This window comes from Nocardia sp. NPDC055002 (genome assembly GCF_053608825.1).
Genome location: NZ_JBSGWE010000001.1, coordinates 1,103,758 through 1,125,807, shown reverse-complemented (window position 1 = coordinate 1,125,807; position 22,050 = coordinate 1,103,758). Strand labels below are relative to the sequence as shown.

Here is a 22,050-nt window from a genome sequence, read left to right as displayed (position 1 = left end):
GGAGGAGGCGGCGCGTTCTCGAGTCACCACCGCAAGCTGCGTTCTCGGCTCGGCGATGGACCGTATTCGGAGCGCTGAGACAGGAGGGTCTGGTGATGGACGACTCTTCCTGGAATCAGCGCGTTCGTGGCGAGACCGAGATCCAGCGGCTCGACCGCAACTGGGCATCACTGCTGCAGGAATTGCGCGTGGTGCAGACCGGCGTTCAGCTGCTCACCGGGTTTCTGATGGTGCTGCCGTTCCAGCCTCGATTCGAATCGTTGAGCACGTCGATGCGGGTGCTGTACCTGGTCGTTCTCACCGCCTCGATCTGCGCGACCGCGCTGCTGGTGGCGCCCGTGGCCGCGCATCGGCTGCTGTTTCGCCGGCATCAGCTCGCGTGGCTGGTCTCGGCGTCGAATCAACTCGCGCTCACCGGGGTGATACTGCTCGGCGTTGCACTCGTCGGAGTGGCGGTGCTGCTCTTCGATGTCGTGGCGGGCCCTGTCGCGGCGGCGGTAGCGGGGGTGGTGTTCGGTGCGCTGTTCATCGGGACCTGGCTGGTTCGACCCTGGTTCGCACGTCGCCGACCAGCCCAGGACGCCTTCGACGACCAGCAGCCCGGTGCCGAACGACCCGACCCGCCCGAACACTGACTTCTCGGCCGACGCAGTGGTTGGCGGTTGCCGGGGCCGTCGTGTGGGACAGCGCCCGAACGGGACGCGCTGGCCCCGGCAACCGCCCGCCCGCCGGTCAGGAGGTCGGCCATCCTGTTCCCGGCGGCGGTCTGTGGTTCGATCTACAACCGCGCGATACCCGGGCGAATCAGGTCGAAACAGGACCGCTGATTCTCGACGTCTCGATTCAGTTCTGCTTCAGACTGCCCACGGCGAGCGATCCGTTCGCCAAGGGCTCCCGCTTCTCCACGGCGCGGACATAACTGTCGGGGTCCTTGTCGACCGGGCGCACACGGCGTAGTGGCGCGCCTCGTAGGTGGCGAAAGTGACAGCCAGCCGGTGGCGTTGCGATACCGGGGCCAACCGGCGGAATTCGGTGAGGCCTTCGCGTTCTTCCTCTGCCATGTGGTCGCTGTTGGCGAGGTTGGCCGCCGCGACGGCGGCATACCAGTCATCGGTGCCCACGGGATGATGCGCGACATCGGCCACCGCGTCTCTGATCTCGTTGTGATCGTGGATGGCATCGAGCGTCTCGTCCTCCACCGCGCTCATGCGTCTGGCCGCGATACCCGTCTCGAGCAACGCGGGGTAGAAGATCTCCTCTTCGGCCTGCGCGTGTAGCTCGAGGAAGGCCGCAAGTCTGTCCCAGATCGATGACAGCGCACCGGTGTCGGTGCGATCGATCTGTTCCAAGATCGCGAACAGCCGCCGCTGCTCGTGGTGGTCATCAAGGATCAGCTGGGTAATGTCCACGATTCCTCCCTGATTGTCAGGTCAGCATGGATGGTCCGGGCAGCCGGCTACGTCGTCGGTAGCCGACGATAACGCACTGCCGCTGCCTTCCTGGTCAGCGCCGTTGTTGTCCTCGCGAGGCGGTGCGCGGCGCTGGCCAGTCCAGCGGGATACCCAGGATGGAGCCCACACCGCGGACCGCCGAGATCACCGCGCGCACCTCATCGATCCCCTGTCCGAAGGCTTCGGTGCGATCGTCGATCCGGAAGGGGCACAGAAACGTGTGCGTTCGATCGGGGTCTTGGCGGGGTCGTCCGAGCGTGATCACCACGGGACCCCCGGTGGTGTGCACGGCCTTGGCCGCCAGCGGAGGACCGAACTCGCGGGCCTTCGCGGCGGATAGGCCGCCTACCGGGAGGGGAGGGTCCACGGGTTCTCGCGAGCGGTCCGAGTCGTCGGGGCGGCCCGACGAGCCGACGAGCGTCGCGGCGTGCGAAATGTCGATCAACGCGGCATAGATGGCGGCCAGCCTATCCGGTCCGCGCGCTTCGCGAACGGGGCTGCCGACAACGCGATAAGTACACCGCCAACCCTGTGTTGCGTGGTCTTGGCGAGGATCGGCGACCTGTACACGCAGTGCACGGTGTCCGGCCTTCACGGTGCTCACGATGGCTATCTCGTCGAGTTCGGTGTTCACAGATCCTCCAAAGGTTGTGCGCAATCGCGACGGACTTCGCTGCGCGCAGACCCGCGGATGGGTGTTGCCGCCTATAGGCTGGATCGGTTCATCTCCGACGTACCACTTCCACGATGAGAAGGGGATACACGTTGTCGACTCACAGAATCGCGTCCGCCGTGGCGATCGGCGTCACCATCGCTTTCCTGGCGGCCGGAACAGCGGCCGCTGCGCCCCGATCACTTGCCCTGACACAGCTGCAACTCGGTGAGGGCGCCGCGATCACCCAGATGGGCCAACGCGCAGCCGAAGCCATCGGCGACAGCGACGAAGGCGGTAAGCCGGAGGGCGACGCCGACGGTAAGGGGAAGGGCAAAGGGAAAGGCAAGGGCCAGGGCAAAGGCAAAGGCAAAGGCAAAGCCGGAAGCCCGGGCGAGGCGGATCGATGACCGCGATCGGGTTGATCTTCACCGGAGTCGCTGTGCTGCTGCACGGCTATATCTTCGTGATGGAGTCGCTGCAGTGGACGTCGGCGCGGACGCGAGCGACCTTCGGAATATCCGCCGTGGAGGCCGAGGCCACCAAGGAAATGGCCTTCAACCAGGGGTTCTACAACCTCTTCCTGGCCGTCGTGGCGGCGATCGGCATGGGGTTCACCGCCTTCGGCGACAAGGGAATCGGGCTCGCGCTCGTGCTGGCCGGGGCCGGTTCGATGGTGGCTGCCGGCGTGGTGCTGCTCGCATCCTCACCGGACAAGGCGCGTCCGGCCCTGATCCAGCTGGTACCACCACTGATCGGTTGCGCCGCCTTGGTGATCGCCCGGCTCTGAGCGCGTCATCCACGACCCGATCTCGGCGCGCGGCTGTTTGGGACGCGGATTTCGAGGTAACACGACGATGCGGCCGCCGGCCGCGCGTGCGGGTCATCACATCGTCGGAGGAGGAGAAGTTCATGGATCCCCTGGACATCATCGCTCAGTGGCGTCGCGACATCGAGCTCGCCGATAGTGGCGGCGAGGAGGCCGCGATCCAGCGGTTGCGAGGCGAGTGGTCCGCGTCGGCAGGCCTCGACCCGCAGGACGCGCTGACCCTGACTCCCGAGAGCGACGAGTCCAGTCGGCGTACCAAAATTACCGACGACGATCGGACCTGATCGGCCCGGCGCAGCAGTTCGGCAACGCGCTGGACGATCAGTGCGGGAGCGGTGCGGTCGCTGGGCCCTCCAGCACCGCGCCGTCCGGTGCGAAGCGCGACCCGTGCAGCGGACAGTCCCAGGTCTTCTCGGCGTCGTTCCAGTTGAGGATTCCTCGCAGGTGTGTGCAGACCGCCGACACGGTGTGGGTCGCACCGGCGACGGTGCACAGCGCGGTCGGGTGCAGGCCGCGACGTTCCACCCTGCCCTCTCCCTCGGGCGGCGTCGTTCCCGCGTCGGTGCCGAGCAGGTGCAGCCATCCGGTCGACATGTGCCGTGCCACTGCGGTATTGGCCTGCACGCCCGCGACCAGTGACTTCACCGCACCGGAACGCCAGCCGTCGTAGGCTCGCGACCACGTGGGCTTCCGCTCGGTCAGCCGGCCGGCCAACACCAGTGCGGCGGCGACGCCGTTGGTCATGCCCCACTTGGCGAAACCGGTCGCGCACTGCACCTCGTCGGCACCGAGCTGTACCGCGCCGACATAGGGCAGTTCGGAGATCGGGTGGTAGTCCTGCGCGGACCAACGATCGAGGAGTTGCGCGCCGGGGAACCAGCGATTCGTCCAGTCCAGCAATTCCCGGGCGTGATCGGCCTCGGAATCGACGCGGCCGACGTCGTGGCCGCTACCACCGACCAGCAGGACATCGTCGGCCTCGGTGGGGCACCAGCGCAGCGAACGGATCGGCCGACCGGCGCTGATGAACATCTCTTGCGGAATCGGACCCGGAACCTGGAACGCGGCCAGGTAGGACCGCTGGGCCGTGAGTTGTGCCGCGAGGCCGAGACGGTCGAACACCGGTGATCCGGTCGCCACGACTGCGTTCGCCGCCGAGACCTCGCCCTGATCGGTGCCGATCACCACGCGACCTTCGCGTCGGCGAAGTCGCCGCGCGCGCGTCGATTCGAAGATCCTGCCGCCGCTCGCCTCGATGTCGGCCGCGAGCGCGGTGAGAACCGCGACCGGATCGACCTGCGCTTGCTCCCTGAGCCGGACACCGCCGCGCGTGGGGAAAGGGACGTCGAACTCGTCGATCAGCTCGGTGGGCAGTCCTACCGCGCGGGTGGCCTCGTACTCGGCGCGGACCGCCGCGAACTCGCCGGCATTCTGTGCGTAGGTGGCCGCGGGAACGCGCTGAGTCGCGATCTCGTGGTCGATACAGAAGTCGAGCAGCCAGTCGAAGCCCGCCTGATTCGCGGCCAGATACGTCGACAGAACGGCGATGCCGTGCCGGCGGGCGATCGCCTGCGCGCGGGTTCCCTGCAGCAGTGAGATCTTCGCGGTGGACGCGCCGGTTGTCACGGCGCCGATCTGGCGTGCCTCGAGGACGGCGACCTCGCGGCCCTGCTCGGCCAGGCGCAAGGCGGTGGTCAGTCCGACGATCCCGGCACCGATCACCACGGTGTCGACCTCGATGTCGCCGGCGAGCGGAAGCCGGGTCGGCGTCGGCGTACCTGCTAACCAAAACGATGTCATGCGGGCCGCATACCCCGATACGCCGAACGAAACGATGCAATTCGACAGCGATCGCGATACCCGGCACCAGGCGGACTGCCGCCAAGCCGCGGTGCGCCCAGTTCAGTGTCTGCCCTCGGCGAACTCCTCGACGATCTTGGCGCAGAAGGCGGGCAGGTCGGCGGGATTTCGGCTCGACACCAGACCGTTGTCGACGACGACTTCCTGGTCGACCACGGTGCCACCCGCGTTACGGATGTCGGTGCGCACGCTGGGGTAGGAGGTGAGGGTACGGCCGCGGACGGCGTCGGCTTCGACGAGAATCCACGGACCGTGGCAGATGACGCCGATCGGTTTGCCGGTGGCGGCGAACTCCTTGACGAAGGCGACCGCCGCGGGATCCTGGCGGAGCTTGTCGGGGTTGGTGGTGCCGCCGGGGAGCAGGAGCGCGTCGAAGTCGTCGACGGCGGCTTCGGCGACGCGTCGGTCCACCGGGAAGGTGTCGCCTTTCTCGACGTCGTGGTTCATGGCCTGGATGGCGCCGTTCGCCAAGGAGAGCAACGCGGTCGTGGCGCCCGCGTCCTCGACGGCGGCGCGTGGCTGGACGAGTTCGACCTGTTCGACTCCGTCGGTGGCCAGGATGGCGACGCGCTTTCCGGTCAGTGGCTGCTGAGGCACCGTGCACTCCTTCGGATGAATGGGGTTGCGTTCGTGGGTATTGCCGTCACGCGTCGCGGCCCTCGGCTCTCGCACCCCGGTAGCCGCCCTCGGCGAGGTCGGCGAGCCGCGACAACGATTCGCGATTACGCGGCACGAGCGGCAGCGACTGGACCGCGTGCGGCACCAATCGACTCGGTCCGCGAACGGCGCGTTCGGTCATCACGGCCTCACACGATGTGGGGTCGATAGCGCGTAGCTCCACCCGGACTACCGCGGCGCCGATCGGCCAGAGCCGGGCGTCGAGTTCGATGCTGTGTGACGGGTCGATGGCGCGGATCGCCGTCGTGTCCTGGATGGTGCACGGCCACGGTCCGACACTGTGATGAATGCGAGCTCCCACCTCCGGCCATGTGTCGTCCACGCCGCGGATGTGGGAGGCGCCGACGACCCAACTCGCATAGGACCATCCATCGGCGAGCACCGCGAACACCTCTTCCACCGGGGCATGGATCGTGCGCGTTACCTGGACCATGTCGTGGATCGCCTCCTCGGCCGCGTTGTCCTCGTTCGGTCACATCGGCGCGTACCCGCTCCTGCCGGAACGCTCGGAGAGAAGCATCGACTGGTGGACAGCTCCCCAGCAGCCAAGGTGCGCGATACCGGGCTATACCCGGTTATCGGCCACCGACACAGGAGCTGATCGTGTCAGCGTTGTCGCCGTCGACAGCAGCAGCTCGAGTGCGTACTGCACCGACCGGCCGACAACCTCGGCGGGATCTCCGTCGTACTGGCGGTGACCGGCCTGTGCGTCGCCGCGCGTAGCCACGCAGAACCACACGGAACCGGCGTCCTCCCCGTCTTGTGGTTCGGGTCCGCCGACTCCGGTGGTGGCGACGGCGATGTCGGCGTCCATCAGCGAACGCACGCCCTCTGCCATCGCCTTCGCCGCGGTCTCGGATACGACCGGCACATCGGGAACCCCGAGCACGTGCCGTTTGACGTCGGTGGCGTAGGCGACGACCGCACCTCGAAACCACACCGCCGAATCCGGTGCGGCGCCGAGGGCAGCGGCCACCTGGCCCGCTGTCAACGATTCGGCGACGGCTACCGTCAACCCATGCTGTTCGGCGAGAGCGGCGAGCTGGTTCGCCGTGTCATTCGGCATTGCTGTCGGATCGATCGCCGGACTCTTCCATGGCCTTCGACAATTCGTTGCGAAGCCGTTGGGCGGTGCGTTCGTCCCCAGCGTCGCTGGCGGTGGTGATGTCCTGTCGTAGTTGCGCGATGATGTCGCGAGTACCCATGGGTCCTCCTTCGGCGCCGGGATAGTCGATGCGGTGGCCCTACGTCCAGACCGCCCAAGGTGGTCGTACCGCGGAATTCAGTTCCTAAACAGCGCGGCCGTACCAGGTGGGTGGCCGGTCACCATCGGCGCTGTTCACAGGAGGCGGCGCACGGCCTCGACGAGCGCGCTGCGGCGGTCGCCGGTGCTCTCGGCGCCGGACGAGCAGGCGGGCAGGCTGGTGATGTTGCTCGGGTTCCACGCGAGAGCCATGCTCAGCACCAGCGTCAGCAGTGTCGGGGGTGAGAATGCGGCGCCGATGCCATCCTTGTCCTGCGCCGTGGCAAGCGCGTCCAGTTTGGCGTCGCGCGCGGGCGCTGCGACGGCCGGGTCGTCCCGGTCGCCACGCTCCAGGCGGTGCCAGGTGGCCAGCCGGATGACTTCGGGGTGCCGCAGGCAATAGTCGAAGATCCGTCCCGCGTACTCGGGCAGGTCGCCGGCGGTGAAGGGGACCGAATTCAGGCCGTGGGTGACGTGGGCGTCGAAGACCGCGTCGAAGAGTTGGTCCTTGTTGCCGAAATAGACGTAGATGAGGTTCTTGTTGGCTTCCGCGGTCTTGGCGATCCGGTCCACCCTGGCTCCGGCGATGCCGTACGTGGCGAACTCGTCGGTGGCGGCCTGAAGAATGCGGGCCTTGGTGGCGTCGGCTCGGGACATGGGGTCATCGTAAGACGGCGAAGGCCGCGTCCGATGCGACGAGCAGCACCGTGCACCACAGGGTGATCCCGGTCATCAGCCAGCCGATCAGCGGCCAGCGGGGGATACCCAGCGCCGCACCGAGCAGGGCCGAGCCCCACGTGCCGAACAGGGCAGGCCCGACGATGCCGAATCCTGCCACGCCGTATCGGTCGAGGACTCGCCTCGCCCGGCGACCGGCGGCGCCGGAGAGCCGGGCGCTCTGTGCGGGCGTCGTCGGGGTGGTCGCGTCGACAGGGGAGGGGCCGTCGGTCGGAGCCGCCGAATCCACCTGTGCGGCCACCGAATTCCGACGGACCCGCCAGGACCGCCACAGCAGCCGGGCGCGTTCCATGGCGAAGACCGCGAAGGTCACACAGCACGCCGCACCGAGTAACACCGCCAACAGCGCGACCGGGCCGGGAAGAGAAAGCGAGAGGCCGACAGGGATCGCGGGGGTGCCCACCGCGAAGCCCGCGAGCAGCGTCCCGACGAATCGCCCCATGCGGATTCCTTTCACCGGCGACATGCGCGCGTGGTTGGGCGGTTCCGGCGACCACCAATTAACTAACTAGTTAGTATCGTGCCATGGAATCCACCGATGCGGTGCTCGGCGAGCTGGCGGCCGGCAAATATCTGCTTCTCACCACGTTCCGCCGAGACGGCACGGCGGTCCCCACGCCGGTCTGGGTGATGCGCGACGGCCGAACCCTGGCGGTGTGGAGCGTGGCGGACGCCGGAAAGGTGAAGCGGATCCGCAACGGCGGTCGAGTGAGCGTCGCTCCCTGCGACTGGCGCGGTAAGCCTCTCGGCTCCTCGGTTCCCGGCTGTGCCGAGGTGCTGGCGCCGGAAGCGAGTGCGCACTTCACCACGTTGATGAAACGCAAGTACGGGCTGGTCGCGCGGGTCGGGCTGTGGGGCAGCGGGCTGCGTGGAGGCGCCGAACGGATGGTGGGAATTCGGATCCGGCTGGACGGTTGACGGTGGCGGGCGTGCGCTGCGCGACGAGCTAGGTGCAGCAGTTCGGATCCAGGACTGTGCACAGCGCGGACAGTGCGTCGCGGCGGGCGCGGTGAATCGTGTTCATCCCGCGCCGCTCGGACTCCACCAGGCCCGCTTTGCGTAACTGGCCGAGATGATGCGAGACCGTGGACTCGCTCAGGCCGACCGCGGCGGCGAGGTCGCCGCCGTTCTCCTCGCCGAGTGGGCTGGTCAGCAGTAGCGACAGCAATTTGACCCTGGCCGGGTCGGCGATCGCCTTGAGCCGCAACGCCACCTCCAGGGCGGCGGCGTCATCGACGGGCCCCGCCGCGACGGGGGCGCAGCAGACGGGGGTGGACATGTCGATCATGGGGAGCGCCTTGGGCATGAAATCGACCCTACTCGCGGTATTGACATATGTCGAAAAGGTGAGCAGACTCGGCACCACAAGTTCTTCGATATATGTCACACAAGTGGAGGTTCGATCATGTCTCGTATCCAGCTGGCCCTCAACGTCGACGACCTCGACACCGCCGTGCGGTTCTATTCGACCCTGTTCGACACCGAACCCGCCAAGCGCAAGCCCGGCTACGCCAACTTCGCGATCGCCGAGCCCCCGCTCAAGCTCGTACTGATCGAGAACGCGGGTCAGGGCGGGTCCATCAACCACCTCGGCGTCGAGGTCGACACCTCCGAGCAGGTGCACGGCGAGATCGCCCGACTCTCCGACGCCGGCCTGTTCACCGAGGAGCAGATCGCGACCACATGTTGCTTCGCCACCCAGGACAAGGTGTGGGTGACCGGGCCGGGTGCTGAGCGGTGGGAGGTCTACACGGTGCTGGCCGACAGCGAAACCTTCGGCACCGCGCCCGAACTCGGCCTCACCGACGCCGAAGCGGCCGACGTCTGCTGCGGAACCGCCGCCGAAGCCGACGCCGAGGGTGCCTGCTGCGGTTCCGACGCCAAGACGAAGGCCCTCGCCTCCGGCGCGAGCTGCTGCGGCTGACCCAAGAGCGAGCGAGTTCACTCGATGTTCGCTTGCTTTCCTGATTCGATATCGATCAATATCGACATATGTCGAATCAAGACCTGCCGCTGAGTGTGGCCTCACCCTCGTGTGAGGCCACACCCCGCACCCGCCCACCGATGAGCGGCGAGACCGCCGTCGAGCTGGCCGTGCTGTTCAAGGCCCTCGCCGACCCGGTGCGGCTGCGGCTGCTCTCGGCGATCGCGTCCCGAGCAGGCGGTGAGGCCTGTGTGTGCGACCTGTCGACCGGTATCGACGTCACCCAGCCGACCATCTCCCACCACCTGAAGGTGCTGCGCGAGGCCGGATTACTCACCAGCGAACGCCGCGCGTCCTGGGTGTACTACCGGGTCGTCCCGCACGCGCTGGCGCGGCTGTCGGACGTGCTCGCGACCGAGGCCGGAGCGGTAACCGCGTGAGCACCACCACCGACCACCCGGCCGTCGTGGGAAAACTCTCGACGCTGGACCGGTTCCTGCCGGTCTGGATCGGCGTCGCGATGGCTGCCGGACTGCTACTCGGACACATGATTCCCGGTCTGGGCGACACGCTGAGCGCCGTGGAGATCGACGGCATCTCGTTGCCGATCGCGATCGGGCTGTTGATCATGATGTATCCGGTGCTGGCGAAGGTCCGCTACGACCGCCTCGACTCCGTCACCGGCGACCGCAAACTCCTGCTCAGCTCCCTGGTGCTGAATTGGATCCTGGGCCCAGCGCTGATGTTCGCCCTGGCCTGGCTGTTCCTGCCGGACCTGCCCGAATACCGCACCGGCTTGATCATCGTCGGCCTGGCCCGCTGCATCGCCATGGTCGTGATCTGGAACGACCTCGCCTGCGGCGATCGCGAAGCCGCCGCCGTCCTCGTCGCGCTGAACTCGATCTTCCAGGTCTTCATGTTCGCCGTGCTCGGCTGGTTCTACCTCGCGGTCCTGCCCGGCTGGCTGGGCCTGGAACAAACCACCATCGACGTCTCCCCGTGGCAAATCGCGAAATCGGTGCTGATCTTCCTGGGAATCCCGCTACTGGCCGGGTTCCTGACCCGCCGCCTCGGTGAACGCGCCAAGGGCCGCGACTGGTACGAGTCGACATTCCTGCCCAGGATCGGGCCCTGGGCGCTCTACGGGCTGCTGTTCACCATCGTGATCCTGTTCGCTCTGCAGGGCGACCAGATCACCTCCCATCCACTCGACGTCGTCCGCATCGCGATCCCCCTGCTGGCCTACTTCGCGATCATGTGGGGCGGCGGCTATGCCATGGGCGCAGCACTCGGCCTCGGCTATGAACGCACCACCACGCTCGCGTTCACCGCCGCGGGCAACAACTTCGAACTGGCCATCGCCGTAGCGATCGCCACCTACGGCGTCACCTCCGGCCAGGCGCTCGCCGGGGTCGTCGGTCCGCTGATCGAGGTCCCTGTCCTGGTCGGCTTGGTCTATGTCTCCCTGGCCTTGCGCAAACGATTCGAGCCCACCGCTCACACTTCGCCGGCCTCGGCCGGCTGAAAGGCACCACCCATGACTACCAAGCCCAGCGTGTTGTTCGTCTGTGTGCACAACGCGGGTCGCTCCCAGATGGCCGCCGGATTCCTGGCCCACCTCGCCGGTGACGCGATCGAGGTCCGGTCCGCGGGTAGCGCGCCCGCCGAATCGATCAATCCGTCCGCGGTCGCCGCCATGGCCGAACTCGGCATCGATATCGCCGACCGGACCCCGAAGATCCTGACCGCCGACGCGGTGGAAACCTCCGACGTCGTGATCACCATGGGCTGCGGCGACGCCTGCCCGTGGTACCCCGGCGTGAGCTACCGCGATTGGGTCCTGGACGACCCCGCGGGCAAGGGCGTCGATTCGGTCCGCCCGATTCGCGACGAGATCAAGTCCCGCGTGCAAGCCCTGATCGGGGAGTTGTTGCCACAGACCATGCGGTGATTTCGGCACCGGTGCGTATTCGGTCCCGGTCGGGGTAAGCGCTTCCTACTTCTGTTCTCGATGATCGGAGGCGTCATGGTGGATCACGACGAGAAAGTGTCGACCGGGACCGGCGGGCGATTGCGTATTCCGCGTAGCCGGGGCGCGCTGGGCGGGCTGGCGGTGCTGCTCCTCGGCATCTGGGGCGCACTCATACCGTTCGTCGGGCCGTACTTCGATTTCGCGTACACCCCCGACGAGCCGTGGGTCTGGACCTCGGCACGCGGCTGGCTACAAGTTCTGCCGGGCGTTGTCGCGATCGTCGGTGGACTGCTCATGCTGATGAGCAGAAACCGGGTGGTCGCGAGTTTCGGTGGCTGGTTGTCGGTCGCGGCAGGTGCGTGGTTCGTGATCGGGCCGTTCCTGGCCGATCTGCTGCGCCTCGGAGACATCGGCGAGCCGGTCGCCACCTCGGATCTGAAGCGCGCGCTGCTGCAGCTGACGTTCTTCTACGGACTCGGCGCGCTGATCCTGTTCTTCGCCGCGAGCTCGCTGGGCCGCCTGTCGGTGCTCAGCACCAGAGACATCGCGTTCGCTGAACGCGCGCGTGGTGTCGAGCAGCGTCGTGTGATCGAGGAAAAGGGACCCGCCACCGGCGGTTACTCCACTCCTCGACAGCCGTATCCCACCGATGTGCGGCATCGGCCGGTCTGACGGGCTAGGCCGTTTCGACGGTGACCATCGTGTCGGCGCTCGGGAAGTCGAGCACGCGCAGCCGTCCGGTGACCAGGTCGACGGTGTCGGCGACCACTCGGCCCGCGCGGCGCGCGTCGTCGGCGAAGCTCGTGCTGACCACCCGGTAGCTGCGCTTGGCGGTGAGCACGATGTCGCCCGCCCGTAGCGACCCGGCCGCGGTCGGGGGCGCGGTCGGGACTGTGGCCTGTGCCGGTCTCCGTATGAGCTCGATCAATTTCAGCAAGCTGTTCTCCACCCTGTGAACGTCCGTCAGGACGCCCCGTTCGCCGGTTTCGCGAACGGTGTCGAGCTTTCTTTACCCGCCAGCGTCAGGGTTGAACCCTCGAATCCGCGCCGTCCGTTTCGGCGGTGCGGATGTGCCCGTGGGTCACCGTTCGGTCGCTTCCCCCCGCGGGCGCGTTCGGAATATCACCCCGCAGTCCGATTCGATGTCATACCAAGGGATTACGGCCGACGAGAATTCGGTCGATAGCTTCGGGAGATGACGACACCTGCTCTGGTTCCCGAGTCACCTCCACGGTCGCCGCGGCGCGGCGCGGACGGCGATTACGCCCGCCTGTTGCGCAGAATCTCCGACGCGGGGCTGATGCGCCGCCGGCCCGTCTACTACGCGATACGGCTGAGCCTCGTCGGGACGGCGTTCGTGGGCGGGTGGGCGGCGTTCGTCCTGGTCGGGGACTCGTGGTGGACCCTGCTGGTCGCGGCGTTCATGGCCGTGACGTTCGCGCAGGTCGCGCTGGTGATGCACGATGTCGCCCACCGTCAAGTCTTCCGGCTGCGTCAGCCCACGGAGCTCGTGGGAAGAATCGCGGGCAACGCCGGCATCGGCCTGGGCTACGGCTGGTGGCAGGACAAGCACACCCGTCATCACGCCAACCCGAACCACGAGGAACTCGACCCCGATGTCGCACCCGACATCCTGGTCTGGTCACAACAGCAGGCACGCTCCAGCCGCGGTCTGCCGCGTCTGATCGGACGGGCGCAGGCGTTCCTGTTCTTCCCCCTGCTGTTGCTGGAGGGCCTCAACCTGCACCTGGCCGGTGTGCGTGCGCTGAAGAATCGTTCGGTCAAACACCGCGGATGGGAGGGCGCGCTGCTGTTCGGTCACTTCGCCCTCTACCTGACCGCACTGTTCGTGGTCCTGCCCGCCGACAAAGCTCTCGTGTTCCTCGCCGTCCACCAGGGCCTGTTCGGCTTGTACATGGGCTGCATCTTCGCGCCCAACCACAAGGGCATGCCGACCTTGACCGGTGACGACCGCCCCGACTATCTCCGCCGCCAGGTGCTGACCTCCCGCAATGTGCGCGGCGGGGTGGTGACCGACCTCGCCCTCGGCGGGCTCAACTATCAGATCGAACATCATCTGTTCCCGAGCATGCCGACGCCGAACCTGCGTCATGCCCAGGTGATCGTCCGCGACTACTGCGCCGAAATCGGCGTGCCGTACCACGAGACCGGCCTGATCGCCTCGTATCGCGAGGCGCTGACCCACCTGCACCGCGTCGGCGCGCCCCTTCGAGCCGGTGAGCCCTCGGACGCCGACGTGCTCCGACGCGATCGCTGAATCCAGCCCCGGTCACGCTTGTGATCGGGGCTCGCCCCGGCTGAGGTCAGCGATGAATGATGCAGGTGGTGGTGGCGTGGGCGACGAGTTTGCCCGCCTCGTCGAACACCTTGCCTTCGGCGGTGGCCGTGGTGCGGCCGACGTGCAGCGTCGTGCCGGTGCCGATGAGGCGGCGCCCGTCGGTCGGGACCGACCGGATGTAGTTGACCTTCAGCTCCAACGTGCCGTATCCGACCCCCGCGTCCAGCGCGGAATGAACCGCGCAACCCATCACCGAGTCCAGCAACGTCGCACAGATGCCGCCGTGGGTGGTGCCGAGTGGGTTTGCGAAATCGGGACGCGTGACGAGGCTGAACGACACCCGCCCGAACTCGAGTTCCTCGACCGTCATGCCGAGCAGCGTCCCGATTCCGGCTCGATCGGGCATCGCGGTCGCCGCGCGCAGCAGTTCTAGCCCGCTCATGGTGGCGAAATCCGGCGTTTCAGGGTTGTGCGTTGCGGTAGTCATCATTCCCTCTCTGTTGATAGACCGATCGTTCTATCGTCGATGACGATACCGTAGGATGAACTGATCGGTCTATTGCGGAAGGGTTGCCGATGAACACAGTGGCGGGGCCGCGAGAACGCCTCATCCGCAGCGCGATACTCATGATGCGGGAACACGGAGTCGCCGCGACCGGGCTGACCGAGCTCCTCGCCCACAGCAAGACCGCCCGAGGCTCGATCTATCTGCACTTCCCCGGCGGCAAGAACGAACTCATGGAGCAGGCGACCCTGCAGGCCGGGGAACAGATCAGTGCGACGATCGACGCGCTGGTCGCCGAATCGTCGTCACCGGCGGAGGTCGTGCTCGGACTGGTGGAAATCTGGAAGCGGATACTCGGCACGTCGTCGTTCACCGCAGGCTGCCCGATCGTGGCTGCCGCGCAGAGCGGCGCCGACTCGCCGGCCGTGCAAGCGGCGTCGGCCACTGTTTTCGCCGACTGGACCCGCCGACTGGCCGATTTCCTGATCTCGACGGGCATGGACTCCGCCTCGGCGGCGTCGGTCGGTAGCGTCGTCATCAGCACGATCGAAGGCGCGATCATTCGATGTCGCAGCGAGAAATCTCTTCAGCCGCTCGACGACGCGGGTATCAACCTCGTCAGACTTCTCGAACTCTGAAAAGTTCTCCGCACGCACCCGATCGGCGTCGACCTGAGACCGGTGGCGCTAGCGCGCCGGTGCGAGGAGCGCGCGGACGAGAGGCGTCGCTGGGTTCGGAGGTAGCAGATCCTCGGCGTTGGCCAGTACCGATTCCAGCGGCAGCGTTCGATCCGCGTGGTGTGCCGGATTCTCCATCACCGCGGCGGCGTCGGCGATGCCCTGCTCGAGGGCGAGGGGAAGATCGGCCGGCAGCTGAGCGGCCTTCTCCGGATTCGATGGCTGGTCGAACCGCAGCGGCGTAGGCGCCGAGTAGTCCGCGCGGTCGTATCCCGTTTCGATCAGTACCCGCAGTGCCGGCTCCATCAGGGCGGCCGCGGGTTCTGTCACCGCCGTGTGGCCGGTGTGTTTCCCGAGCGCACGCAGCGGATACAGCAGCGGCAGCGTTCCCTGCGGGTTGGGCAGCGAAATGTAGGTCGTATCGCCGTGGTTCTGACAGTTTCCGGGATGCACGGCGCAGTTCTGTTGCGCGATGTAGTCGGAGCGATCCGGATATCCGTAGATCGCCGCGCCCGCCTTGGGTTGGCTGCCCGCGCCGTTGCCCTTGGGTTGCAGATACGCCGGATGGATCAGGAGCGTGCCCAGCACGGCATTCGCGGCGGCGAGCACATTGAGTGGATACGCCGGAAAGTCCGAGATGCCGTCGTACTGCATCGCGATATCCGTTGTCCGGATGCCGGTATCGGTGGGGGTGGGAGGGCCGAAGCTGATGTCGGCGATCGGGAGACGACCGAAACGCACCGGCCGTTCGATGATCCCCCCATTGGGCCGGTTCGGATTCGCGATGAGTACGAACGACAGGCGGTCCTTGTCCGACTGCGCGAGATCGGCCGAGGCGGCCTTCTCCGCACCGGCCACTGTCGCGCCCTGCGAGTATCCGAAGACGACGATGGCGCCGGTCGGATTCGAATCCATGACTCGCGTCGCGATCGCGTCTAGGTTCGTCACACCGTCGGCCACCGAGGCGTCCCACTTCGCGGACGACGCGTCCGGGCCTTTCGACGAGATGACCGGCCACAGCGCCGCGTCATACGGGACGGGAACGAAGGCGACACCGGGACAGTCGTTGTCGGCGCAGCCACGCGCGCCGGGATCGATGAAGTTCTGATACGCGTTGCTTTCGAAGTTGTGCGCCACCGCGGGGTCGCTGGTACCGGTGCCCGGAACGATCAGTGCGGTGGTCGCCAAGGCCACCGTGCCGAAAGCCTGTGCCTTGATCCAACTCACGCCCAGCGCCGTCAGTACTGCTACGGACGCGCCGTCGCCGATCATCGAACGCCGCCGACGGTGTCCATCGAATCCGGTCGCGACGGGCGGTGTTTCGGCAACTCGCTTGTTCGACGCCTGCGTCATTGACTACCCCTTCGATGGGAGGAAGTGCGAGGTCGAGGCAATTCTGGCGGACCGTGCTACAGGACAAAGAGTGTTACGGAAGATCGTCGAAACGCACGTCGTGGGCTACGGCGGTCGCGTGTAGGCCATCGGCGCCCGGTTGGATGGCGGTCAGGCGCGCACCGAGCGGCAGCGCTTGCAGCGGCACGACGAAGGTCAGCGATTGGCGCACCAATGCCAGGGAGATCGTCGGTCCGCCTGCCGCCGCCTGGACCGAGACCGGGGTGACCTCGATGCCCGCCTCGGTCGGTGTGACGGTGACGAAAACCGTCGCGGGCACCGAGATCCCCGCCACCGAGAACGAGCCGGTGGCGCGCAGCCCTTGCGGGCTGTCGGAGATCGACTCCACGCCCTCCGGCGCGAAACCCAGCACGACGTCGTAGGGGACCACCGCGGTCGCGGTCGCCGTAGCCGCGACCAGATTGGGCGTGCGGTTGTCGATCAAGTCGCCCAGCGGTGCGGAGACATCGGTCAGCGCGACGTCGAGATCGTGGACGGAAATGTTCTGCCCACTCCAGTCGCCGATCCGGATGTCGATGTCGGAATAGGTACCGGCGACGGCCTGGGTCAGGAACGGAAACCCGGCGATCTCGACACCCGGTCGCTCCGGAAGGTTGTACTCGGCGGCAACCTGGCGTCCGATCTCGTTCTGCGCCACCACAACTGCGACCCGATCGCCCACAACCAGCCCGATCGCCAGCACAACGATCAGAATCAGCAGGGCACGCATACATTCACCATCTCGGCCATCCCCCCATCATGCTGTGGATCGCGGCCGAATGCTGCCCTCGACCCGCCAGACATTCCTCTACCGTGGGTGGTTGCCGCGTTCACCGAAGGAGAGCCGAGTTGCCGAGCCCGTGGGATGGTCGACCGACATTCGTGTTCGTGCACGGCGCGCACGGCAACGCTGGATACTGGATACCTCTCCTGCGTGAGCTCGGACTGCGTGGACACAGAGCGATCGCCGTCGACCTACCGGGCCACGGCGCTGACGCCTACTTCCCGATGTCCTACCAGGCCCCGCAGGACCTCGCCGCATTCACGGAACTGCCGGCGCCAACGGCCGCGGTAACACTGCAGGACAACGTTTCTCACGTCGAGGTCATCGTTCGCAGAGTCGCGGTGTTCGGGCCGGTCGTGCTCGTGGGGACCAGCGGTGGAGGCGCCACGATCAGCGCTGTCGGCAACGCGATTCCCGACGCGCTCGCCCGCGTCGTCTACATCTCCGCCTGGTGTTGCGTCGAACTCCCCAGCGTGGCCGCCTATCTGGCAACCCTCGGCCACCACGACGTTGCCACCGTCCCGGTCAACTGGCGTACGGCTGACCCGGACACACTGATGGCGCTCAAAGACGGTCTGATGGCCGACGCCACCGACGAGCAATTCCGCGCCTGCCTGAACCTGCTCGAACCGGCAGATTCCCTCTCTGTGCTGACCGCCGATTCGCGCGTGCACGCCACCACCTGGGGAAAGATCCCCCGCACCTATATCCGGCTGTCCCGAGACCGAGCGATCCCACCCGAAATGCAGGACAAGATGATCGCCGAAGCCGACGCCCTCACACCCGGCAATCCTTTCGACGTCCACACGGTCGACACCAGCCACATGGGGATTCGCCTGCGCCCCACCGAGATAGCGGAAATCCTCGACCGCCTCACGGGTTCGGATGACCGTGCCGGCTGATGCGACGACCTGAACTGAAATGATCTGGGTGGCGTGCTGCCCGGACGGGGTGGCCTTGGGTGGAACGGGACCTCGTGAGCTCCGCTGTAGTGCTGATTGTGATCGTGTTGGTTGCGGCGGTGATGTTCGCGGTGCCGTGGTGGGTGCTGGTTGCCGCGCCGACCGGGCGCAGTGGGTTGGGGTATCGGGTCGGGACCGGGGTCTGCGTTGCCGGCTTCGTCGGTCTGCCGGTCGCCATGTTCTTCGGGCACGGGCCGCCGCAGGTCGACCCGGCGGCGATTGCCGGTGACGTGCTGCTCGGGGTGTTGTGGGTGGTGTTCGTCTGGTCGGTGATCGGGGCGGTTGTCCGGGGTGCGCTGCGCGTCGCCGGGGTCACCGGGATGCGCGTGACCCAAGGGGTGGCTCTGGGTGTGGTGGTGGTGTCGGCGGTGCTCACGGGGTACGGGGTGTACGAGGCGCGGCGGGTGCCGCAGGTCCGGACCGTCGACGTCGCCATCCCGGGCTTGGCCGAGGGGCTCGACGGGCTGCGGGTCGTGGTGCTCACCGATACTCACTTCGCCGCGATCGACCGGGAGGGATGGTCGCGAGAAGTCGTCGACGTGGTGAATGCGCAGCGGCCCGACATCGTGGGTCTGGCCGGGGATCTCGTCGACGGTTCGGTGGAGCAGTGCCGCGATCAGGTCGCCCCGCTCGCCGACGTCGAAGCGCCGCTCGGCCGGTTCTACATCACCGGCAACCACGAGTACCTCGACGACGCCCAGAGCTGGATCGACTACATGGCCGGCATCGGCTGGCAGCCGCTGCACAACGCGCACCGGACCATCGACCGCGACGGTGACCGGTTGGTTGTCGCCGGTATCGACGACCCCACCGCTGATGTGCCCGGTCACGGTCCCGACCTGCCCGCCGCGCTCGCGGGCACCGACCCCGCTCTGCCGGTCGTTTTGCTGGCCCACCAGCCCAAACAGGTCACCGACAGTGCCGCGGCCGGGGTGGAACTGCAGATCTCCGGGCACACCCACGGCGGTCAGATCTGGCCGTTCCACTATCTGGTCCGGCTGGATCAGCCGGTCGTCTCAGGACTGAGCAGGCACGCGAACACCCAGCTCTACACCAGCCGCGGCACCGGCTACTGGGGTCCGCCGATGCGGGTGTTCGCACCGAGTGAGATCACCGTGCTGGTGCTGCATCCCCGGCGGTGATTGCCTGCGGCACAGGATGTTTCGCCGCGTTCAGTTGTCGAGGCCGAGCCGGACGATGCGGTCGTCCCCGGCGGCAGGATCGCCGCGGCCGTCGGTGTTGTTCGTCAGCAGCCACAGTGACCCGTCCGGCGCCACAACGACATCGCGAAGACGTCCGTACTCGCCGACGAGGAGCTCGGTCGAGCGGGCGAGGTCGTCGAGCGGGATGCGGCGCAGTCGCTCACCGCGCAGATTCGCGAGGTAGACGAACCCGTCGACAGTCGTCATCCCGCTCGGGCTGGCCTCGGACGGTTTCCACTGCTGAACAGGGTCGAGGAAACCCGCCCGCCCGGCGATGCCTTCGACCTCGGGCCATCCGTAATTTCCGCCGGGCTCGATGACATTGAGTTCGTCCCAGGTGTTCTGGCCGAATTCGCTGGCGAGCATCCGCCCGTCCGGCGCCCAGGTGATGCCCTGCGGGTTTCGGTGGCCGTAGCTGTAAACGAGTGATCCCGGGAGGGGATTGTCGGCCGGTGCCCGCCCGTCCGGTGTCATGCGCAGGATCTTTCCGCCGAGGGACGCGCGATCCTGGGCCGTTCGGCGATCACCCGCGTCGCCGACGGTGGCATACAGCATTCCGTCGGGTCCGAAGGCGATCCGGCCGCCGTTGTGGTTGGCACCTGCGGGCAGGCCGGTGAGAATCGTTGTGCCGCTGCCCAATGCAAGGCTGCCGGGCTGTCCGGTGAGGTCGAATCGTTCGATGCGATTGTCGTCGGCGGTGGTGTAGTAGGCGAACAGGTGTCCCTCGCGCACCGCGATGCCGAGCAGGCCGCCCTCGCCGGACGGCTCGACACCGTCGACGACCCCCACCTCGTATTGTGCTCCGTCGGCACCGATTTCGAGGATGCGGGCGCTGTCACGTTCGCTCACCAGTGCCGTGGAGCCGTGGAAGGCGATCGACCACGGGGCGTCGAGCTCCTCGGTGACGGCGGAGTTGGCGCCGGGCACGCCGGTCCGGGTGCTTGCCTGCTCGGCCCGCTCGCTGGGGGCGCAGCCGCACAGCAGCGCGATGGCCAAGCCGGACGCCACGAGACACGCCCTGGTGCGGAACTCCATGTCTTCGAGACTAAACCCGCTCCGCGACCGGACAGCGATTCAGCCCACTTTGTAAGTACCGCCGCCCGCCGCGATCAGCCGCCCGTCGTCGGTGGCGACGATGTCGACCCGGCAGGTGCTGAGCTGGCGGCCTGCGCGCAGGCGGGTGCCGATGATGTCGATGCTTTCGGCGCGGGCGGGCTGGATGAAGTCGATCGACATCGAGACGGTGACCCCGCGCAACTGCTCGGGGAGGCGGGCGCCTGCCCAGGACGCGGCCATGATGCCGATGTCGATGCAGCTCGCGAGGGCGCCGCCGTGGACCATGTCGCCGACTGTGACGAGTTCTTCCCGGAACGGCATGCGCAGGCGGGCCCGGCCTTCGTCGATGTCGACGAGCTCGATGCCCATGTGCTGGACGAAAGGGGATTGGGGCAGGAACAGCGACATTGCTTCGCTGCCGGTACGGGGGGAGGTGATCATCGAGACTCCTATCGGAAGTTGACTACGATATAGGAATAAGACTACGGTATTTCCTATGACGTTGGAACCCCCGGCCGACCGACGAAAGCGTCGGACACACACCGCCGTTCTCGATGCCGCGCAGATCCTGTTCCAGCGAGAGGGCTACCGCGGTACCACCATCGACATGCTCGCCGGTGAGGCGGACGTCGCGGTCAGTTCGATCTACGCCAACTTCCGCGAGGGCAAGGCTGATGTGTACGCCGCGCTGGCGTGGCGCATCGCGACCCTCCATGCGGAGGCGATGTCCGCGCCGACCGGCGACGAGTCGATCCCACGCGACGAAGTGGCCGCCGTCTTCGACCGCTACGTCGCGTTCCATCGGGAGAACCCGCTCGCGCTGCGCATTCTGGCGCTGACCGACGTCGAGGTCAGCGAATCCGAACTGGCGGCGAAAGCCAAGACGCAGATCGACGGTGTGCTGGGCGGGTTGGTCGAATCCTTCGCCGCCGCAGTGCGGCGCGGCGGATGTGATGTCGAAGCCCTTGCGCTGGTGATGGTTTCGTGGGCGGCGGTGAACGGTGCCTACTCGTTGTTCCAGCGACGGATGGTCGACCGACCGACCCTGGATGCCATGCTCGGCATCGCCCGAGCCGATCTTCTTTCCCATGTAGGTGGCCCCAATGAAGCGTGACGGCGAGCTCAGCCGACTGCGGCAGATCCGCACTGTGAGTGCGGCATTGGGCGCGCAAACCATGGCCCTGCCCCATCTCGTTCGCGGGCTGCGTCGCGGCGGCGACGTTTCGGGGTGGCCTGCCCCGGTACCACCGGATTCGCGGCTGTGTCGCTCCGCGCTCGAAGAGGCCACGGACGTGCTCACTCCGGCGCTGCTTGCGCACAGTCTGCGATGCTGGGAATTCGGGACGGCCTTGGCGCAAGTGGACGATCTCGCGCCCGATCCTGAGGCGCTCTACCTCGCGTGCGTCCTGCACGACGTCGGAGTGGGTGCGCCCGACGATGCGACGGCGGGGTGTTTCGCCCTGCTCGGTGCCAACCGGGCCCGCACGTTCGTCACCGACCGGGGCGCTGCCGCCGAGCTGGGGGAGTGCGTCCATACCGCCATCGCCCGGCACCTGGATCCGCGCACTCCGCGCGAAGACGGCGCCGAAGCGAGGTTGCTGCACGACGCCGCCCACCTGGACGTCGTCGGACTGCGCGCCCACCAACTCGATCCAGGTCAGATCGCCGAAATCCATGCCCGCCACGGCCGCGACGGGTTCAGTAGCGAGTTCGCCGCCGCGATGCGCAACGAAGCGCGCATCCGCCCCCGCTCGACAGCGGCGACACTGTGGTGGTCGGGAATGCCGATCGCGATCGCGCTGAATCCCCTCGATCGCTGACGGCGG

At 67.2% G+C, this 22,050-nt stretch carries 32 protein-coding genes; 16 read left to right on the top strand and 16 right to left on the bottom strand.

What is annotated here, in order from left to right; genetic code table 11:
- The first annotated feature begins 95 nt into the window (after nucleotides 1–95).
- Nucleotides 96–635, top strand: a complete 540-nt coding sequence (locus ACWF99_RS05385; protein WP_452534838.1) for a DUF6328 family protein — start codon at nucleotides 96–98, stop codon at nucleotides 633–635.
- Nucleotides 636–854: 219 nt separating this feature from the next.
- Here the strand turns inward: ACWF99_RS05385 and ACWF99_RS05380 are convergent, their stop codons facing one another.
- Nucleotides 855–1,409 carry a hemerythrin domain-containing protein gene (locus ACWF99_RS05380; protein ID WP_452534836.1) on the bottom strand — a complete coding sequence of 185 codons (555 nt, stop codon included), beginning with the start codon at nucleotides 1,407–1,409 and terminating at the stop codon, nucleotides 855–857.
- Nucleotides 1,410–1,503: 94 nt separating this feature from the next.
- On the bottom strand, nucleotides 1,504–2,085 hold the full coding sequence (locus ACWF99_RS05375; RefSeq protein WP_452534835.1) for a hypothetical protein: 582 nt from the start codon (nucleotides 2,083–2,085) through the stop codon (nucleotides 1,504–1,506).
- A gap of 131 nt (nucleotides 2,086–2,216) precedes the next feature.
- Here ACWF99_RS05375 and ACWF99_RS05370 point away from each other — a divergent pair, with 131 nt between their 5' ends.
- From ACWF99_RS05370 to ACWF99_RS05360, 3 genes are all read left to right on the top strand, one after another.
- Nucleotides 2,217–2,513 (top strand): hypothetical protein, encoded by a 297-nt coding sequence (locus tag ACWF99_RS05370; protein WP_378630798.1) that lies wholly within the window; start codon nucleotides 2,217–2,219, stop codon nucleotides 2,511–2,513.
- Nucleotides 2,510–2,893, top strand: a complete 384-nt coding sequence (locus ACWF99_RS05365; RefSeq protein ID WP_378630799.1) for a DUF1304 domain-containing protein — start codon at nucleotides 2,510–2,512, stop codon at nucleotides 2,891–2,893. Before ACWF99_RS05370 ends, ACWF99_RS05365 begins: the two co-directional genes overlap by 4 nt.
- A gap of 122 nt (nucleotides 2,894–3,015) precedes the next feature.
- Nucleotides 3,016–3,216: a hypothetical protein gene (locus ACWF99_RS05360; RefSeq protein WP_378630801.1), complete on the top strand. Its 201-nt coding sequence runs from the start codon at nucleotides 3,016–3,018 to the stop codon at nucleotides 3,214–3,216.
- Nucleotides 3,217–3,253: 37 nt separating this feature from the next.
- On the opposite strand, the gene ACWF99_RS05355 is transcribed toward ACWF99_RS05360, so the two are convergent.
- The 7 genes from ACWF99_RS05355 to ACWF99_RS05325 all read right to left on the bottom strand — a co-directional run bounded on the left by ACWF99_RS05355 (nucleotide 3,254) and on the right by ACWF99_RS05325 (nucleotide 7,893).
- Entirely contained in the window at nucleotides 3,254–4,732 is a 1,479-nt protein-coding gene (locus tag ACWF99_RS05355; RefSeq protein WP_452534832.1) for an FAD-dependent oxidoreductase, read from the bottom strand.
- 102 nt (nucleotides 4,733–4,834) lie between these two features.
- A complete protein-coding gene (locus tag ACWF99_RS05350; protein ID WP_378630804.1) occupies nucleotides 4,835–5,389 on the bottom strand; it encodes a type 1 glutamine amidotransferase domain-containing protein in 555 nt (184 codons plus the stop codon).
- A 46-nt stretch (nucleotides 5,390–5,435) separates the two neighbouring features.
- Nucleotides 5,436–5,903, bottom strand: a complete 468-nt coding sequence (locus tag ACWF99_RS05345; RefSeq protein WP_452534829.1) for an SRPBCC family protein — start codon at nucleotides 5,901–5,903, stop codon at nucleotides 5,436–5,438.
- Nucleotides 5,904–6,035: 132 nt separating this feature from the next.
- Entirely contained in the window at nucleotides 6,036–6,536 is a 501-nt protein-coding gene (locus ACWF99_RS05340) for a CinA family protein (protein WP_452534827.1), read from the bottom strand.
- On the bottom strand, nucleotides 6,526–6,675 hold the full coding sequence (locus ACWF99_RS05335) for a hypothetical protein (RefSeq protein ID WP_378630808.1): 150 nt from the start codon (nucleotides 6,673–6,675) through the stop codon (nucleotides 6,526–6,528). The genes ACWF99_RS05340 and ACWF99_RS05335 overlap by 11 nt, the downstream gene beginning before the upstream one ends.
- Before the next feature lie 134 nt (nucleotides 6,676–6,809).
- Complete coding sequence (locus tag ACWF99_RS05330) at nucleotides 6,810–7,370, bottom strand: TetR family transcriptional regulator (RefSeq protein ID WP_452534825.1); 561 nt, start codon at nucleotides 7,368–7,370, stop codon at nucleotides 6,810–6,812.
- A 4-nt stretch (nucleotides 7,371–7,374) separates the two neighbouring features.
- Nucleotides 7,375–7,893 (bottom strand): hypothetical protein, encoded by a 519-nt coding sequence (locus tag ACWF99_RS05325; RefSeq protein WP_452534823.1) that lies wholly within the window; start codon nucleotides 7,891–7,893, stop codon nucleotides 7,375–7,377.
- Nucleotides 7,894–7,976: 83 nt separating this feature from the next.
- Between ACWF99_RS05325 and ACWF99_RS05320 the strand changes: the two genes are divergently transcribed.
- Complete coding sequence (locus ACWF99_RS05320) at nucleotides 7,977–8,369, top strand: PPOX class F420-dependent oxidoreductase (protein ID WP_452534821.1); 393 nt, start codon at nucleotides 7,977–7,979, stop codon at nucleotides 8,367–8,369.
- A gap of 28 nt (nucleotides 8,370–8,397) precedes the next feature.
- On the opposite strand, the gene ACWF99_RS05315 is transcribed toward ACWF99_RS05320, so the two are convergent.
- The gene (locus ACWF99_RS05315; RefSeq protein ID WP_378630814.1) at nucleotides 8,398–8,757 is read right to left on the bottom strand and encodes an Rv2640c family ArsR-like transcriptional regulator; all 360 of its coding nucleotides are present in this window, start codon (nucleotides 8,755–8,757) and stop codon (nucleotides 8,398–8,400) included.
- 99 nt (nucleotides 8,758–8,856) lie between these two features.
- On the opposite strand from ACWF99_RS05315, the gene ACWF99_RS05310 reads away from it, so the two are divergent.
- From ACWF99_RS05310 to ACWF99_RS05290, 5 genes are all read left to right on the top strand, one after another.
- Nucleotides 8,857–9,375, top strand: coding sequence for an ArsI/CadI family heavy metal resistance metalloenzyme (locus ACWF99_RS05310; RefSeq protein WP_378630815.1), 519 nt, complete (start codon nucleotides 8,857–8,859; stop codon nucleotides 9,373–9,375).
- A gap of 68 nt (nucleotides 9,376–9,443) precedes the next feature.
- Nucleotides 9,444–9,815 carry an ArsR/SmtB family transcription factor gene (locus tag ACWF99_RS05305; protein WP_378630817.1) on the top strand — a complete coding sequence of 124 codons (372 nt, stop codon included), beginning with the start codon at nucleotides 9,444–9,446 and terminating at the stop codon, nucleotides 9,813–9,815.
- The gene (gene arsB, locus ACWF99_RS05300; protein ID WP_452534818.1) at nucleotides 9,812–10,900 is read left to right on the top strand and encodes an ACR3 family arsenite efflux transporter; all 1,089 of its coding nucleotides are present in this window, start codon (nucleotides 9,812–9,814) and stop codon (nucleotides 10,898–10,900) included. The genes ACWF99_RS05305 and arsB overlap by 4 nt, the downstream gene beginning before the upstream one ends.
- Nucleotides 10,901–10,912: 12 nt before the next feature.
- Nucleotides 10,913–11,326 carry an arsenate reductase ArsC gene (locus ACWF99_RS05295; protein WP_452534816.1) on the top strand — a complete coding sequence of 138 codons (414 nt, stop codon included), beginning with the start codon at nucleotides 10,913–10,915 and terminating at the stop codon, nucleotides 11,324–11,326.
- A 75-nt stretch (nucleotides 11,327–11,401) separates the two neighbouring features.
- Nucleotides 11,402–12,019 carry a hypothetical protein gene (locus tag ACWF99_RS05290; protein WP_452534814.1) on the top strand — a complete coding sequence of 206 codons (618 nt, stop codon included), beginning with the start codon at nucleotides 11,402–11,404 and terminating at the stop codon, nucleotides 12,017–12,019.
- Between the two features lie 4 nt (nucleotides 12,020–12,023).
- Here the strand turns inward: ACWF99_RS05290 and ACWF99_RS05285 are convergent, their stop codons facing one another.
- Nucleotides 12,024–12,284, bottom strand: coding sequence for a hypothetical protein (locus ACWF99_RS05285; RefSeq protein ID WP_378630823.1), 261 nt, complete (start codon nucleotides 12,282–12,284; stop codon nucleotides 12,024–12,026).
- A 258-nt stretch (nucleotides 12,285–12,542) separates the two neighbouring features.
- Here ACWF99_RS05285 and ACWF99_RS05280 point away from each other — a divergent pair, with 258 nt between their 5' ends.
- Nucleotides 12,543–13,625 carry a fatty acid desaturase family protein gene (locus tag ACWF99_RS05280; protein ID WP_452534812.1) on the top strand — a complete coding sequence of 361 codons (1,083 nt, stop codon included), beginning with the start codon at nucleotides 12,543–12,545 and terminating at the stop codon, nucleotides 13,623–13,625.
- 46 nt (nucleotides 13,626–13,671) lie between these two features.
- On the opposite strand, the gene ACWF99_RS05275 is transcribed toward ACWF99_RS05280, so the two are convergent.
- The gene (locus ACWF99_RS05275) at nucleotides 13,672–14,133 is read right to left on the bottom strand and encodes a PaaI family thioesterase (RefSeq protein ID WP_378630826.1); all 462 of its coding nucleotides are present in this window, start codon (nucleotides 14,131–14,133) and stop codon (nucleotides 13,672–13,674) included.
- An 89-nt stretch (nucleotides 14,134–14,222) separates the two neighbouring features.
- Between ACWF99_RS05275 and ACWF99_RS05270 the strand changes: the two genes are divergently transcribed.
- Nucleotides 14,223–14,789 carry a TetR/AcrR family transcriptional regulator gene (locus ACWF99_RS05270; RefSeq protein WP_452534810.1) on the top strand — a complete coding sequence of 189 codons (567 nt, stop codon included), beginning with the start codon at nucleotides 14,223–14,225 and terminating at the stop codon, nucleotides 14,787–14,789.
- A 48-nt stretch (nucleotides 14,790–14,837) separates the two neighbouring features.
- Here ACWF99_RS05270 and ACWF99_RS05265 read toward each other — a convergent pair whose 3' ends face one another.
- Both ACWF99_RS05265 and ACWF99_RS05260 read right to left on the bottom strand, forming a co-directional pair.
- Nucleotides 14,838–16,181, bottom strand: a complete 1,344-nt coding sequence (locus tag ACWF99_RS05265) for a PE-PPE domain-containing protein (RefSeq protein ID WP_452534808.1) — start codon at nucleotides 16,179–16,181, stop codon at nucleotides 14,838–14,840.
- A gap of 73 nt (nucleotides 16,182–16,254) precedes the next feature.
- The gene (locus ACWF99_RS05260; protein WP_452534806.1) at nucleotides 16,255–16,950 is read right to left on the bottom strand and encodes an LmeA family phospholipid-binding protein; all 696 of its coding nucleotides are present in this window, start codon (nucleotides 16,948–16,950) and stop codon (nucleotides 16,255–16,257) included.
- 119 nt (nucleotides 16,951–17,069) lie between these two features.
- On the opposite strand from ACWF99_RS05260, the gene ACWF99_RS05255 reads away from it, so the two are divergent.
- On the top strand, nucleotides 17,070–17,906 hold the full coding sequence (locus ACWF99_RS05255) for an alpha/beta fold hydrolase (RefSeq protein ID WP_452534804.1): 837 nt from the start codon (nucleotides 17,070–17,072) through the stop codon (nucleotides 17,904–17,906).
- Between the two features lie 98 nt (nucleotides 17,907–18,004).
- Nucleotides 18,005–19,108 carry a metallophosphoesterase gene (locus ACWF99_RS05250; RefSeq protein WP_452534802.1) on the top strand — a complete coding sequence of 368 codons (1,104 nt, stop codon included), beginning with the start codon at nucleotides 18,005–18,007 and terminating at the stop codon, nucleotides 19,106–19,108.
- Nucleotides 19,109–19,138: 30 nt separating this feature from the next.
- On the opposite strand, the gene ACWF99_RS05245 is transcribed toward ACWF99_RS05250, so the two are convergent.
- Nucleotides 19,139–20,203: a PQQ-dependent sugar dehydrogenase gene (locus ACWF99_RS05245; RefSeq protein ID WP_452534800.1), complete on the bottom strand. Its 1,065-nt coding sequence runs from the start codon at nucleotides 20,201–20,203 to the stop codon at nucleotides 19,139–19,141.
- Between the two features lie 39 nt (nucleotides 20,204–20,242).
- Nucleotides 20,243–20,665 (bottom strand): PaaI family thioesterase, encoded by a 423-nt coding sequence (locus ACWF99_RS05240; RefSeq protein ID WP_452534798.1) that lies wholly within the window; start codon nucleotides 20,663–20,665, stop codon nucleotides 20,243–20,245.
- A 55-nt stretch (nucleotides 20,666–20,720) separates the two neighbouring features.
- Between ACWF99_RS05240 and ACWF99_RS05235 the strand changes: the two genes are divergently transcribed.
- Nucleotides 20,721–21,338, top strand: a complete 618-nt coding sequence (locus ACWF99_RS05235) for a TetR/AcrR family transcriptional regulator (protein ID WP_452534796.1) — start codon at nucleotides 20,721–20,723, stop codon at nucleotides 21,336–21,338.
- Nucleotides 21,328–22,044, top strand: a complete 717-nt coding sequence (locus tag ACWF99_RS05230) for an HD domain-containing protein (RefSeq protein ID WP_452534794.1) — start codon at nucleotides 21,328–21,330, stop codon at nucleotides 22,042–22,044. Before ACWF99_RS05235 ends, ACWF99_RS05230 begins: the two co-directional genes overlap by 11 nt.
- Nucleotides 22,045–22,050: the final 6 nt, after the last annotated feature.

Excerpts from the sequence above, each read along its gene's own strand:
- ACWF99_RS05385 (WP_452534838.1), top strand. The coding sequence starts at position 96 with ATGGACGACTCTTCCTGGAATCAGCGCGTTCGTGGCGAGACCGAGATC.
- ACWF99_RS05365 (WP_378630799.1), top strand. The coding sequence starts at position 2,510 with ATGACCGCGATCGGGTTGATCTTCACCGGAGTCGCTGTGCTGCTGCAC.
- ACWF99_RS05360 (WP_378630801.1), top strand. The coding sequence starts at position 3,016 with ATGGATCCCCTGGACATCATCGCTCAGTGGCGTCGCGACATCGAGCTC.
- ACWF99_RS05355 (WP_452534832.1), bottom strand. The coding sequence starts at position 4,732 with ATGACATCGTTTTGGTTAGCAGGTACGCCGACGCCGACCCGGCTTCCG.
- ACWF99_RS05345 (WP_452534829.1), bottom strand. The coding sequence starts at position 5,903 with ATGGTCCAGGTAACGCGCACGATCCATGCCCCGGTGGAAGAGGTGTTC.
- ACWF99_RS05340 (WP_452534827.1), bottom strand. The coding sequence starts at position 6,536 with ATGCCGAATGACACGGCGAACCAGCTCGCCGCTCTCGCCGAACAGCAT.
- ACWF99_RS05335 (WP_378630808.1), bottom strand. The coding sequence starts at position 6,675 with ATGGGTACTCGCGACATCATCGCGCAACTACGACAGGACATCACCACC.
- ACWF99_RS05330 (WP_452534825.1), bottom strand. The coding sequence starts at position 7,370 with ATGTCCCGAGCCGACGCCACCAAGGCCCGCATTCTTCAGGCCGCCACC.
- ACWF99_RS05325 (WP_452534823.1), bottom strand. The coding sequence starts at position 7,893 with ATGGGGCGATTCGTCGGGACGCTGCTCGCGGGCTTCGCGGTGGGCACC.
- ACWF99_RS05320 (WP_452534821.1), top strand. The coding sequence starts at position 7,977 with ATGGAATCCACCGATGCGGTGCTCGGCGAGCTGGCGGCCGGCAAATAT.
- ACWF99_RS05315 (WP_378630814.1), bottom strand. The coding sequence starts at position 8,757 with ATGCCCAAGGCGCTCCCCATGATCGACATGTCCACCCCCGTCTGCTGC.
- ACWF99_RS05310 (WP_378630815.1), top strand. The coding sequence starts at position 8,857 with ATGTCTCGTATCCAGCTGGCCCTCAACGTCGACGACCTCGACACCGCC.
- ACWF99_RS05305 (WP_378630817.1), top strand. The coding sequence starts at position 9,444 with ATGTCGAATCAAGACCTGCCGCTGAGTGTGGCCTCACCCTCGTGTGAG.
- ACWF99_RS05295 (WP_452534816.1), top strand. The coding sequence starts at position 10,913 with ATGACTACCAAGCCCAGCGTGTTGTTCGTCTGTGTGCACAACGCGGGT.
- ACWF99_RS05290 (WP_452534814.1), top strand. The coding sequence starts at position 11,402 with ATGGTGGATCACGACGAGAAAGTGTCGACCGGGACCGGCGGGCGATTG.
- ACWF99_RS05280 (WP_452534812.1), top strand. The coding sequence starts at position 12,543 with ATGACGACACCTGCTCTGGTTCCCGAGTCACCTCCACGGTCGCCGCGG.
- ACWF99_RS05275 (WP_378630826.1), bottom strand. The coding sequence starts at position 14,133 with ATGACTACCGCAACGCACAACCCTGAAACGCCGGATTTCGCCACCATG.
- ACWF99_RS05270 (WP_452534810.1), top strand. The coding sequence starts at position 14,223 with ATGAACACAGTGGCGGGGCCGCGAGAACGCCTCATCCGCAGCGCGATA.
- ACWF99_RS05265 (WP_452534808.1), bottom strand. The coding sequence starts at position 16,181 with ATGACGCAGGCGTCGAACAAGCGAGTTGCCGAAACACCGCCCGTCGCG.
- ACWF99_RS05260 (WP_452534806.1), bottom strand. The coding sequence starts at position 16,950 with ATGCGTGCCCTGCTGATTCTGATCGTTGTGCTGGCGATCGGGCTGGTT.
- ACWF99_RS05245 (WP_452534800.1), bottom strand. The coding sequence starts at position 20,203 with ATGGAGTTCCGCACCAGGGCGTGTCTCGTGGCGTCCGGCTTGGCCATC.
- ACWF99_RS05240 (WP_452534798.1), bottom strand. The coding sequence starts at position 20,665 with ATGATCACCTCCCCCCGTACCGGCAGCGAAGCAATGTCGCTGTTCCTG.
- ACWF99_RS05235 (WP_452534796.1), top strand. The coding sequence starts at position 20,721 with ATGACGTTGGAACCCCCGGCCGACCGACGAAAGCGTCGGACACACACC.
- ACWF99_RS05230 (WP_452534794.1), top strand. The coding sequence starts at position 21,328 with ATGAAGCGTGACGGCGAGCTCAGCCGACTGCGGCAGATCCGCACTGTG.